The 12,266-nt window shown below is 37.2% G+C and carries 10 protein-coding genes and 1 tRNA gene; 8 read left to right on the forward strand and 3 right to left on the reverse strand.

What is annotated here, in order from left to right; genetic code table 11:
• Positions 1-99: 99 nt before the first annotated feature.
• Both WBF63_RS03465 and WBF63_RS03470 read left to right on the forward strand, forming a co-directional pair.
• Positions 100-654 carry an NADPH-dependent FMN reductase gene (locus tag WBF63_RS03465; RefSeq protein ID WP_424368303.1) on the forward strand — a complete coding sequence of 185 codons (555 nt, stop codon included), beginning with the start codon at positions 100-102 and terminating at the stop codon, positions 652-654.
• Between the two features lie 46 nt (positions 655-700).
• Positions 701-783 (forward strand) — tRNA-Leu (locus WBF63_RS03470).
• 53 nt (positions 784-836) lie between these two features.
• On the opposite strand, the gene WBF63_RS03475 is transcribed toward WBF63_RS03470, so the two are convergent.
• Entirely contained in the window at positions 837-2,552 is a 1,716-nt protein-coding gene (locus WBF63_RS03475) for an amino acid permease (RefSeq protein WP_424368304.1), read from the reverse strand.
• 180 nt (positions 2,553-2,732) lie between these two features.
• Between WBF63_RS03475 and WBF63_RS03480 the strand changes: the two genes are divergently transcribed.
• From WBF63_RS03480 to WBF63_RS03505, 6 genes are read left to right on the forward strand one after another with little or no spacing between them, the layout of a single operon-like run.
• The gene (locus WBF63_RS03480; RefSeq protein ID WP_424368305.1) at positions 2,733-3,797 is read left to right on the forward strand and encodes a DUF6263 family protein; all 1,065 of its coding nucleotides are present in this window, start codon (positions 2,733-2,735) and stop codon (positions 3,795-3,797) included.
• A gap of 2 nt (positions 3,798-3,799) precedes the next feature.
• Positions 3,800-4,030: a hypothetical protein gene (locus WBF63_RS03485; protein ID WP_424368306.1), complete on the forward strand. Its 231-nt coding sequence runs from the start codon at positions 3,800-3,802 to the stop codon at positions 4,028-4,030.
• Positions 4,020-6,644, forward strand: a complete 2,625-nt coding sequence (locus tag WBF63_RS03490; protein WP_424368307.1) for a YfhO family protein — start codon at positions 4,020-4,022, stop codon at positions 6,642-6,644. The genes WBF63_RS03485 and WBF63_RS03490 overlap by 11 nt, the downstream gene beginning before the upstream one ends.
• Before the next feature lie 21 nt (positions 6,645-6,665).
• The gene (locus WBF63_RS03495) at positions 6,666-6,875 is read left to right on the forward strand and encodes a hypothetical protein (RefSeq protein WP_424368308.1); all 210 of its coding nucleotides are present in this window, start codon (positions 6,666-6,668) and stop codon (positions 6,873-6,875) included.
• The gene (locus tag WBF63_RS03500) at positions 6,865-7,209 is read left to right on the forward strand and encodes a type II toxin-antitoxin system RelE/ParE family toxin (protein WP_424368309.1); all 345 of its coding nucleotides are present in this window, start codon (positions 6,865-6,867) and stop codon (positions 7,207-7,209) included. Before WBF63_RS03495 ends, WBF63_RS03500 begins: the two co-directional genes overlap by 11 nt.
• Complete coding sequence (locus tag WBF63_RS03505) at positions 7,202-8,500, forward strand: glycosyltransferase (protein WP_424368310.1); 1,299 nt, start codon at positions 7,202-7,204, stop codon at positions 8,498-8,500. The genes WBF63_RS03500 and WBF63_RS03505 overlap by 8 nt, the downstream gene beginning before the upstream one ends.
• Before the next feature lie 233 nt (positions 8,501-8,733).
• On the opposite strand, the gene WBF63_RS03510 is transcribed toward WBF63_RS03505, so the two are convergent.
• Both WBF63_RS03510 and odhB read right to left on the reverse strand, forming a co-directional pair.
• Positions 8,734-10,191 (reverse strand): aminoacyl-histidine dipeptidase, encoded by a 1,458-nt coding sequence (locus WBF63_RS03510; protein ID WP_424368311.1) that lies wholly within the window; start codon positions 10,189-10,191, stop codon positions 8,734-8,736.
• 833 nt (positions 10,192-11,024) lie between these two features.
• A complete protein-coding gene (odhB, locus tag WBF63_RS03515) occupies positions 11,025-12,242 on the reverse strand; it encodes a 2-oxoglutarate dehydrogenase complex dihydrolipoyllysine-residue succinyltransferase (RefSeq protein ID WP_424368312.1) in 1,218 nt (405 codons plus the stop codon).
• Positions 12,243-12,266: the final 24 nt, after the last annotated feature.

Consider the following 12,266-nt stretch of genomic DNA (forward strand, 5'->3'; position numbering starts at 1 on the left):
TCGTGGCAGCTTTTGTTTTAATGTTTAGACAAAAGTATTTGGAAGAATTTTGATTGACGAAAATATATGTCTTAATTTTATAGTTAAAATAGATAAATAATGAATAAAACGATAGGATTGTTTGTAGGAAGTCTGAGAAAAGAATCATACTCCAAAAAAATAGCAAAAGCTATTGCCGAAATGGCTCCCGAAGGATTTATATTTAAACAAATTTCTTTGGAAAATCTTCCTATTTACAATCAGGATTTTGATGATTATGGTCTGGCGCCGGAGGAATATCTGAAATTTAGAAACGAAGTCAAATCACTCGATGGATTTATTTTCATTACGCCCGAATACAATCGTTCCATTCCCGGAGTTTTAAAAAATGCAGTTGATGTAGGCTCTCGTCCGAAAGGAGAAAGCGTTTGGAATGGTAAGCCCGGAGCTGTTTTCAGTAGTTCGCCCGGCAATCTCTCTGGATTTGGCGCCAATCATCATTTGCGACAATGTTTGGTTTCGCTCAACGTTCCTGTGATGCAGCAACCGGAAGTTTATCTGGCCAAAGTTCATGAGATTTTTGATGAAAACGGGAAAATCAATGAGAAGACATTGGAATTTTTACAGAAAGCTGTGGATGCATATATCGAATGGTTTGGAAAAATTGCAGATTAATAATTCTAATTAATTTAAAAATAATTCTAATTTTGCACGCAATCCAGCACACGTGGTGAAATTGGTAGACACGCCATCTTGAGGGGGTGGTGAGCCAAGCTCGTGTCAGTTCGAATCTGATCGTGTGCACACAAAGAAAAGGCGCCCATTTGAGCGCCTTTTTCATATATAATAAATTGATTTTAAACTGATTGTTTATTTCCCTGAAGAGATTTATATCCATAGAGCAGAATATGCAGAATTCCAAAAATCAGTGAGAAATAATAAAGTCCTGCGTCATTGATTCTACCTGTTTCAGGATTTATCTCGGAAACTTGATGATGTGCAATTGCAAGTCCAATTAATACTAGCGAAAATACAACGCCACAAATACCCACTATTTTATTGGCATTTTTCATAATTCCGGTTTGCTGGCTTGTGATATTACTGTTTTTGATACTATAAAACAAATAAACATCAAGTCCAACAATCATCCAAAGCACCAACCGCATCCAAGTGTCAAGCGGTAAAAATGCCATCATAAAGAAACATACCAGAATTCCGGCTATGGGAATAAATGGAACCAAAGGAGTCCGGAAAGCTCTTGGCGCATCGGGCATTGTTTTTCTCAGAACCAAAACTCCGATACAAACCAGAATAAATGCGAACAAAGTTCCGATACTTGTCATTTCACCTACAACTCTTCCGGGAACAAAGGCAGCAAAAATGCTGACAAACAAAAGGAAGAATAAGTTAGATTTATGCGGTGTACGGAATTTAGGATGGATGGCTGAAAAAACTTTCGGCACAAGTCCATCTTTACTCATCGAATAAAAAACACGGCTTTGTCCCAATAACAGAACCAAAATTACGGAAGCGTATCCCAGCAAAATCGCCACAACAATTGAGGTATTTAACCACGGATAAGCAGCGTGCACAACGCCGTCGGGTCCCAAATCTCCCATATTACTAATCGCAATGGCAACTGGCGCCAATTTATTGGTTGGGTCGGCACCATAAGCCTTGTAATTCGCTACTCCGGTCATTACAAATGCAAATAAAATATAAAGAACTGTACAAATTAAAAGTGAGCCTAAAATCCCTAGTGGCATTGATTTTCGCGGATTTTTCGTTTCCTGAGCCGCGGTACTTACCGCATCAAAACCTATATAGGCAAAAAATACGACGGCTGCTGCCCGAATGATGCCGGAGAAACCATATTCACCGAATTTACCGGTATTTTCAGGAATGAACGGAACGTGATTTTCAGGACGAATGTATTGAAAACCAACCGCAATGAAAATTAGTACGATCGTAACTTTCATAATTACGATTATTGTATTTACAAAAGAAGATTCTTGAGTTCCACGGATTAAAACCATAGACATTACACTCACAATGAATACCGCGGGTAAATTCATCACTCCGGTTACCACATCTCCATTTGCCAAAGTCATAGTATCAAAAGGAGTCATTAATAACTCAGGAGGAAAATCAATACCCATCGTTTTAAGGAATTTATCGAGATAGCCAGACCAACTCGAAGCTACGGTTGCCGCTCCTACGGCATATTCAAGCACTAAATCCCAACCGATAATCCATGCGACAAATTCGCCCATGGTGGCGTAGGAATAGGTGTAAGCGCTACCCGCGACGGGAATCATGGATGCAAATTCGGCGTAGCAAAGACCCGCCAATGCACACCCAAGTGCAGCAATGATAAATGAAATTACAATAGAAGGTCCGGCATAGTCTGCTGCGGCCATTCCTGTGATAGAAAATAAACCGGCACCAATAATAGCACCGATCCCCAATGAAATCAATCCCCAAGTCCCAAGCGTTTTCTTGAGGGAGTGTTCACCACTTTCATTAGATTCTGCAATCAGGCTCGAAATTGGTTTTCTCGAAAATATACTCATGTGTTTGTGTTTCTTATGTTAACAAGATTAACAAATGTAATAAAATCTTTAAATTCTCTTTAAGAAATTAATTTTCCGAATGAATTTTAACGAAAAAATCTTCGAAAAATACGTTCAAAACTCCTTAAGCTTTTCAGCGAAATATGATTTTATAACTATCTTGCCGAAAATTTTAAACAAATGAGAAAATCATTGATAATCCTATCGGTTTTTGTTGCTTTGATTGCATGTAAAAAAGAAGAAAAAACCGTTGGTACAAATGAAAATGGAGAAAAATTAATTCTGAATGAAGATGGTGATACAGTTATTATGAATACTGATTCTACGGCTTATGCTACTCCTAATTCCGATAACCAGCAAACCGCTTTGGTGAAAAACACCGACGATTCTTATTCATTTCGATACAACCTGAAAAAAGGCGAAACTTATCCTTTTTTGCTTAAAACTCAACAAGATCAATCGATGACTGCCGGCGGACAATCCATGAGTATGTCTTCTGAAAGAACGGTTGGTTTTGATTATTTCGTAGAAGATGCTGTGAATAATGTTTTCAAACTGAAAGCGACTTTCAAAGGTTTTAGTGAAAAATTCAAAGCGCCTACCGGCGAAACAATTTCTTACAATACAAATGCTGCCAAACCTACTGATAAAGATGTAGCGCAAAGTTGGACGATTTACAAAGCGATCATTGGCGAAAGCTTTCAGATGGAAGTGGACAACAAAGGAAAAGTTATTTCTGTAAAAGGTTTGGAAAAAGTTGTTTCAAACGTTCAGAATAAACTTAAAAATGATTTCAATGCGGAGGAACAAACAATGATTAAAGAACTTCTGACTGCTTCTCTGAACAATGAAGCCATAAAATCCCAGTTCGAAGAAACGTTGAATATTTTCCCCGACAAAAACCTGACAATCGGCGAGCAGTGGTCAGATTCTCAAAACATAAGCGAAGGCCCGGTAAAAGGGACTAACAAAGTGACCCGTACTTTCAAGGAAATTAAAGACGGCAAAGCGACCATTACCGTTGCCGGAACTCAGAATGTGAGCGGAAGCGAAACCCAGCAGGGAATCAGCATGAACATGAAAAATAATGCTACGCTGAACGGATTTATTGATGTGGACATGGAATCGGGATGGATCAAAAAAGTGAGCATCACCAAGAAGGAAACCATCAATACAACTTATCAGCAGGGAACTCAAAAAGAAACAGAATCAGGGACAGCCACCACAATCACAACCGTTAATTAATTATGTCTTTACTCAAATTCATACTTTATTCGCTCATCGCATATCTCGTGATTCGATTTGTGATGCGGCTGATTTCACCGCCACGTCAAAACCAATCTCGTCCCAACCCAAATCAAAGTTCGAATTCGCAAAGAAAAGGAGCTCAAAGTTTGGACGAACCCAAATTTACCATTGAAGCCGAATCGGTGGATTATGAAATAATTGAAGAACCGAAAAAGAAAAATGAAGAATAAAAATCTAATATTCAGCGCGGTCGCCATAGTTGTTTTTGCAATTCTGGCGATTGTTTATTGTGCGCCGGTGCTTTCCGAAAATTCAATCATTCAGCCCGACATTGTAAATTACAAAGGAAGTGCCGAAGAAATGCACAAATTTCAAGAACAAACCGGTGAAAATATTTACTGGTCAAACGCTATGTTTGGCGGAATGCCGACTTATCAAACCGGTGCCCGTTACGACAATGATTTAATCAAAAGCATTGACCGCGTCATCCGATTTTTACCGCGCCCGGCAGATTATATTTTTCTTCTCTTTTCGGGATTTTTCATCCTCGGAATGGTCTTGTTTAAAAACTGGAAATACGCACTCGCGGGTTCGGTTTTCTTTGCCATGGGCGCTTATTTCTATATCATCATCGGCGCCGGACACAACGCAAAAGTGCACGCCATCGCTTATTTTGCGCCATTGGTCGCAGGAATTTTATTGCTTTATCAGCGGAAATTCATTTTAGGATTTATTCTCACCGCGCTTTTTATGGGACTTGAATTATCGGCCAACCACCCACAAATGACTTATTATTTATTTCTGGTGATGTTGGTTTATTTTATTTTCGAATTAATTCAGGCCATTCAATCAAAAGAAATCAAACCCTTTGCGATTTCCACCGGATTATTGGTCGTCGCTTGTTTAATTGGTGTAGGACTGAATTCAACCAAACTTTTGACCACTTACGAATACAGTCAAGAAACCATTAGAGGCAACTCAAATCTCACGATTCTTCAGGACAAACAAAAAGGTCTGGATCACGATTATATCACACATTGGAGTTATGGAAAACTGGAAACATTCAATCTTTTCATTCCCGACTTTATGGGCGGTGCTAGCCAGCCACGTGAAGAAAATTTAAAGAATTACATAGCCGAACTCCAGAAACAACAATACATCCTCAATTTGGAAGATGAATTCAATGCGCAAGCTTTTGATTATCTCGCAAGTTCGCCTGTTTCTACTTATTGGGGCGATCAACCGGGAACTTCAGGGCCGGCTTATCAAGGCGCAGTCGTTGTTTTTCTTTTCTTTTTGGGATTATTTTTAGTTCGAAATAATTGGTCACGTTACAAATGGTGGCTTCTGGCTGCAACGGTTCTAAGTATCGTTTTGGCTTGGGGTAAAAACTTTGCCGGACTGACCAACTTTATGATTGATTACTTTCCGTTTTATGACAAATTCCGGGCGGTTTCTTCTATGCTCGTGATGGCTGAATTCACAATGCCTTTACTCGCCGCTTTGACTTTGTACGTTTTTATTAAAGATGAAAGCCTGACGGAAGAATACAAAAAGAAAATCCTGATGTATGCTGGAGGTGGAGTAGTGGCTTTGCTTGTGATTTTCTATTTGTTTGGAGGAAGTTTATTTAGTTTTTCAAACGAATTTGACATCGCTTCCAAACAGCAATACCTGGAACTTGTCAAAGAATACAATCCGCAAGCTTATGGAACCTGGGATACTTTGCTGAACAATGTAAAAAATGCACTCCGTCAGGATAGAATTGATATGTTCAAAGCCGACACGCTTCGCACTTTGATTTTTGTTTTATTGACTTTGGCGCTTCTTTTCCTTTATCATTTAAAGAAAATAAAAAACGCAATGGTAGTGGTTTTGGGAATTGCAGGATTGGCTTTGATTGATGGATGGCAAGTCGATAAACGTTACCTCAACGATGAAAATTTCGTGGATAAAATGTTTGTGGACAATCCCTTTCCGACTCAGTTTTCTCCTAAACTAATGGAAGGAGCCAGAGAAAATCACCATCTGGCAGGAATTGCACAAAAAGTTCCGTTCAACAAAACTTTGGATAGTTTAAAGTCGGCCGATAAATCTCAATTCAGGGTTTTTGACAATATTTTCAGCACATTCAACGATGCCACGACTTCTTATTTTGTAAATTCAATCGGCGGATACCACGGAGCAAAACTCCATAATTATCAGGATGTAATTGATTTGTATTTTTCCGGTTCTGAGAAATCCAAACAACTGGGAATCTCACAAGTTCACACCCAAAAAATTCTGAATTTGTTGAACACGAAATACATCATTCACGGCAATCCAAGTAGCCCGATGGTTCAGCAAAACAATGATGCTTACGGAAATGCTTGGTTGGTTTCCGATGTCAAATGGGTACAAAATGAAGACGAAGAAATTCTTGCGCTGAAAGACGTGGATTTGAGACGAACTGTCGTTTTGGAAACTAAACTAAACAATCAGATTGGAAAAGGATTTGTGCCGGAATCTGGTTCTACCATTGAATTGGTCAATTATCAACCCAATCGTTTGACGTATAAAACCAATATTGTTTCGCCGAAAATCGCCGTTTTCTCTGAAATTTATTATCCGCACGGATGGAAAGTCAAAGTGGACGGAAAAGAAAGAGAAATTCTGAAAGCCAATTATTTTCTTCGCGCAGTCCAATTGGAACAAGGAGACAAAGAAATTGTAATGGAATTTGATCCGCAAAGCGTAAAAACCGGAAATAAAATGACTTTGGCGTTTAATGTGATTTTCATTTTGATTGTTTTGGGTGGCGGATATTTTTGGTGGAAGAAAAGGAAAGAAGAAAATATTGATTAAATTTGTTAGAAACATTTAAGAATGAAAGTTTTAATTGAAATTAGCGATAAAGAATTTCCTTTCGCAATGCGTGTTTTGAAAAGTCTTTCATTTGTAAAAAAAGCCGTTCCTTTTTCTAAATCAGCAATTGAAATTTGGGATGAATTAACAGACTCATCGGAAGAAATCAGATTACACAAAGAAGGCAAAATCAAATTAAAATCTGCAGAGGATCTTTTAAATGAGTTATAAAATTCTCATTACTTCAAAGTTTGAAAAAGAGTTGAAGCGTTTATCTAAAAAGATCAGCTCTTTAAAAAATGAATATAGAGAATTTTTGTCTTTGGTTTCCGAGAATCCTGAACTTGGTACTTTCATAGGAAATAATTGTTATAAAATACGACTTGCAATCGCTTCAGAAGGAAAGGGTAAAAGAGGTGGAGCGAGAATTATTACTTATGTTTATCATTCTGGTGAAACTGTTTATCTCTTGACGATTTATGACAAATCTGAAAAAGAAGATTTAACGGAAAAAGAGTTAAATAAGATAATTAGCCAATTGGATTTAGGGGAAGAAAATGAGTAAGTCAAAAAATAATAAAGTTTTAATCGTCACGTATTATTGGCCTCCGGCCGGTGGGCCTGGCGTACAACGATGGTTGAAATTTGCAAAATATCTGCCTGAATTTGGCATTGAACCGATTATTTACACTCCGGAAAATCCATCTTATCCACTCATTGATAAAACTTTGTCCGCAGAAGTTTCCCCCAATTTAAAAGTTATAAAAACCAAAATTTGGGAACCCTACCAAATCGCTGAAAAACTCAATCCGAAAACGAAGGATTACAAAGCCGGGAACTTTGAAAAATCCGATAAACAATCGTTCTTGACACGATTATCGGTTTTTGTACGTGGCAATTATTTCATTCCCGATGCACGAAAATTTTGGGTGAAACCTTCCGTTAAATTTCTAAAAAATTACCTTCAAGAAAATCAAATTGAAACCATCATTACTACCGGACCTCCACACAGTATGCATTTGATTGGATTGAAATTGAAAAAGAAAAATCCGAATTTGAAATGGATTGCCGACTTTCGTGATCCCTGGACGCAAATCAGTTATCACAAAGAATTAAAACTTACCGAAAAATCAAATAAAAAGCATTCTGAACTGGAAAAACTGGTTTTAGAATCTGCGGATTCTGTAATTGCGACGAGTTTCAGCGATGGCGAGGATTTTCTGAATTCCGGAGCGAATAGGGTAGAAGTCATCACAAATGGTTTTGAAGAATCGGATTTCCGAATTGGGAAATTTATTTCAAATAAATTTAAAATCACTTATTCCGGTGGACTTGAATTTGCAAGAAATCCGCTTGTAGTCTGGGAAGCTTTGAAAGAACTAATTCAGGAAAATCAGGAATTTAAATCTGATTTTGAACTGGAATTTTATGGGAATTTAAGTCAGGATGTGGAAAATTCAATCCTTGAAAACGGATTGGAAAATCATTTGATCAAAAAAGGTTATGTTTCGCACAAAGACGCCATTCAGGGAATTAAAAACGCTGATTTACTATTACTTACAAATTTCCCCGATGAGAAATCCAGAGGAATTATTCCCGGAAAATTATTTGAATACTTGGCAACCGGAAATCCGGTTTTAGCCATCGGACCGAAAGATGGCGACGTAGCCAAAATCCTAAAAGCAACCCAAAGCGGGGGTTATTTCACACATTTTCAGAAAGAAGAAGTGAAATCCTTTATTTTGGAGGAATTTAAAAAATGGAAAACTGAAGATATTCGATTACCTTCTTCCACGATAGATCAATATTCCCGTAAAAATCTGACCCAAAAATTAGTTCAACTAATTACTTCTTAATTTTAAAAATACAATTTCCCTCAATCAAAAACAGGAATTTCCTTGTGTGGTTTTCAGGGTTTTTCCTTGTATATCAATGAATTGAGATATGTAAATTTGTAATATAAAACTCAACGAAGCGTTCTATGAATTATTTTGAACATCACTTATTCAAAATTCTCTTAATCCTCATTATTTAAACTCTTTATTTACAAAAAAACGCGCCACAATTCTCTATGCGGCGCGTTTTTGTTTTATTTTTTTGGCGTATTTTTCAATACATCAACAAAGAATTTCCAGAATTTCTGAACTGATTTAATTTCGACACGTTCATCTGGTGAATGCGCTCCGAAAATATTCGGACCAAATGAAACCATATCCAAATTCGGATAATGCCCTCCTATGATTCCACATTCCAATCCTCCATGTGTTGCACTAATTTTTGGTTCTTCACCAAACATTTCTTTGTACAATTTTTCCATCAATCTTAAGATTTCAGAATTGGTGTTGGGTCTCCACCCTGGATATCCTCCTGAAAAACTCACTTCAAATCCACATAATTCAAAGGTTGCTTTTAAGGTTTCGGATAGATTTTTCTTGTTGGAATCCAATGCCGAACGAGTCAAACATAAAATTTTCATTTCACCATCACCGACCACAACGTTAGCAACGTTATTGGAAGTTTCTGTTAGACCTGCAATTTCAGGACTCATTCTATACACTCCATTATAAGCGGTCATCAAGGCAAAAGCAAGATTTTTAGTTTCGTCTTGGCTGGCCACATTTGTTGCCAATTCAACATCAGAAACAGAAATTTGAATGTTGGGTTCAACATTTTGGAATTCGATTAAAATATCCTTTTTAAGGTTTTCCAATGCAGATTTTAATTCGTCAAAATTAGCAGTAGGAGTGGAGATGACAAAATGACCTTCACGCGGAATTGCATTACGTAAACTTCCACTGTTCATTGATGAAATCTGAGCATTAAAATTCAAAGATTCGTGTAAAAATCTTCCTAAAATTTTATTGGAATTCCCCAATCCTAAATGAATATCTCCCCCGGAATGTCCACCTTTCAATCCTTTTATATCAACTTTTAAAGATTTGAAATCTCCCGATAAATTTTCAACTGAATAAGACTTTGTAGCAGTTACATCTAAACCACCAGCACATCCCATTGTCAATTCATCGTCTTCTTCTGTATCTAAATTCAATAAGATTTCACCTTGAAGAATGGTTTCGTCCAAACCGATTGCTCCGGTCATGCCGGTTTCTTCATCAATGGTAAACAAAGCTTCAATAGGAGGATGAACCATATCTTGAGATTCCAATACCGTCATAATAGTGGCAACTCCAATACCATTATCGGCTCCCAAAGTAGTTCCTTTCGCTTTGACAAATCCGTCTGTATCAACATACATTTCAATTCCTTGTGTATCGAAATCAAATTGGACATCGTTATTTTTTTGACAAACCATATCCAAATGTGATTGTAAAACAATGGTTTTTCTGTCTTCCATTCCAGCAGAAGCCGGTTTTTTGATGATGACGTTTCCTACAGAATCTTTTATGGTTTCCAGATTAAGTTTCTTCCCGAAATCCATCATAAATTTAATTACTTTTTCTTCTTTTTTGGAAGGACGTGGAACTTGATTCAGGTCGTAAAAGTTTTTCCAGATATTTTGGGGTTCGAGATTTAGTATTTCTTGCATAATTGTTCTGATTTTAATTTGCTAAATTAAGAAACAATAAACTCATAAGGTAAGAATAACCTATGTTTTTTATAGGAAAAATCTTTTAAAAAAATGGGGTTTTTCCTTGTGAAACATTGATAATGATGATTTAGTTTTGTTAAACAGAAAATGTTAATCAGACTAACCTAAACTTTTTACCAGTTCAAACATTTTTGAAATGACGCTCTCTATCTAAAATTAAGTACATTGAAAGTCTCACGATTCTTTCCCTCAGAATTGTGGGATTTTTTTATTTACCCAAAAGTTGGTTTAGCAAGTCGGATTGAATAAATTAAATAGATTTGATTTCTAAAGGATTTGGATGATTTCGTGTTTGTATTTAATGAGTATGTTATAATTAAAAATTCAATTTGATTTCAGTAGATTTTTTTTCAAAGGGAAAAATCCTGTTGAAAAATGAGGGTTTTCCCTTATAAATTCATAGTTATCATGAGTAAGTTTGCTGTATCAAAAGTGTCAAATCAATCTAACCTAAACTGTTTTAACCAACTTAAACATTTTTGATACTATGTTCTAAACTAAAATTTAAGTGAATTGAAATCTCACGCTTCCTCCCCTGGATAGTGAGATTTTTTTTGATATCAACTAGGGATTTTCCTTTTAAAAATCAGGATAATTCCTGATAATAATTAAAACTTGAAAACTAAATTTGTATCAGAATAATAGACATCTCTCTCTACATATACTTTTTATAACTCTCTAAACCTCATAAACCTATTAGTTTTATGGGGTTTTTGAATAAAAAAAATGGATGCTTTAAGCATCCATTTTTAAATATAATAGACTTATTCTTACAACTCAAGCGCTTTTTTAACATTTCCGTCCATCAAAAGATTTACCGGATCTTCCAGTCCTTCTTTTACGGCAACCAAGAATCCAACGGATTCGCGTCCGTCGATGATTCGGTGGTCATAGGAAAGTGCGATGTACATCATCGGGTGGATTTCCACTTTTCCATCCACTGCAATCGGACGTTCAATGATGTTGTGCATTCCCAAAATTCCGGATTGTGGCGGATTGATAATCGGTGTACTCAACATCGATCCAAAAACGCCACCGTTTGAAATGGTAAAAGTACCTCCGGTCATTTCATCCACTGTGATTTGTCCGTCACGTGCGCGCAATGCCAAACGTTTGATTTCATTTTCAATTCCTCTAAATGTCAAGGCTTCTGCATTTCGCATTACCGGGACCATCAGTCCTTTTGGTCCTGAAACCGCAATGGAAATATCACAGAAATCGTAAGATATTTTATAATCTCCGTCGATCATGGAATTCACATCTGGATAAAGTTGAAGTGCTCTGACAACAGCTTTTGTGAAGAATGACATAAAGCCCAATCCGACACCATGTTTGGCTTTGAATTCTTCTTTGAATTCGCTACGCAATTTATTAATCGGTGTCATGTTGGCTTCGTTGAAAGTAGTCAGCATCGCCGTTTCGTTTTTGGCTGCCACCAATCTTTCCGCTACTTTTCTTCTCAACATTGAAAGCTTCGTCCTTTCCGAACCACGGTTTCCACCAGTTGGCGTTCCCATTGCTGCAACCTGTGCATTCTGGGCGTCTTCTTTAGTTATACGACCGTCTTTTCCAGATCCTGAAACGGTGGAAGCATCCACACCTTTTTCATCTAAAATCTTTTTTGCTGCCGGAGATGGAGTTCCTGTAGCATACGTATCAGCAGACGATTTTACTTCTTCTTTTTTAGGTTCTTCCGCTTTTGGAGTTTCTTTTTTCTCTTCGGCCGGAGCAGATCCACCTTCTGGTTTGGCAGCAGATGTGTCAATCAGGCACACAACTTGTCCCACAGCAACAGCATCGCCTTCTTCGGCTTTAAGGGTAATTATTCCGCTTTCTTCAGCCGGTAATTCAAGTGTTGCTTTATCTGAATCGACTTCGGCAATTGCCTGGTCTTTTTCCACATAGTCCCCGTCTTTTACAAGCCATGCTGCAATTTCAACTTCGGTGATGGATTCTCCCGGTGAAGGGACTTTCATTTCTAATACCATATCTGTTCAGTATTTGGTTGCTAA

This window comes from Moheibacter sp. (assembly GCF_049672845.1).
Taxonomy (GTDB): domain Bacteria; phylum Bacteroidota; class Bacteroidia; order Flavobacteriales; family Weeksellaceae; genus Moheibacter.

Bases quoted from the DNA above. Each gene is read 5' to 3' on its own strand.
- WBF63_RS03465 (WP_424368303.1), top strand. From the start codon at position 100: ATGAATAAAACGATAGGATTGTTTGTAGGAAGTCTGAGAAAAGAATCA.
- odhB (WP_424368312.1), bottom strand. From the start codon at position 12,242: ATGGTATTAGAAATGAAAGTCCCTTCACCGGGAGAATCCATCACCGAA.
- WBF63_RS03505 (WP_424368310.1), top strand. From the start codon at position 7,202: ATGAGTAAGTCAAAAAATAATAAAGTTTTAATCGTCACGTATTATTGG.
- WBF63_RS03480 (WP_424368305.1), top strand. From the start codon at position 2,733: ATGAGAAAATCATTGATAATCCTATCGGTTTTTGTTGCTTTGATTGCA.
- WBF63_RS03485 (WP_424368306.1), top strand. From the start codon at position 3,800: ATGTCTTTACTCAAATTCATACTTTATTCGCTCATCGCATATCTCGTG.
- WBF63_RS03490 (WP_424368307.1), top strand. From the start codon at position 4,020: ATGAAGAATAAAAATCTAATATTCAGCGCGGTCGCCATAGTTGTTTTT.
- WBF63_RS03500 (WP_424368309.1), top strand. From the start codon at position 6,865: ATGAGTTATAAAATTCTCATTACTTCAAAGTTTGAAAAAGAGTTGAAG.
- WBF63_RS03475 (WP_424368304.1), bottom strand. From the start codon at position 2,552: ATGAGTATATTTTCGAGAAAACCAATTTCGAGCCTGATTGCAGAATCT.
- WBF63_RS03510 (WP_424368311.1), bottom strand. From the start codon at position 10,191: ATGCAAGAAATACTAAATCTCGAACCCCAAAATATCTGGAAAAACTTT.
- WBF63_RS03495 (WP_424368308.1), top strand. From the start codon at position 6,666: ATGAAAGTTTTAATTGAAATTAGCGATAAAGAATTTCCTTTCGCAATG.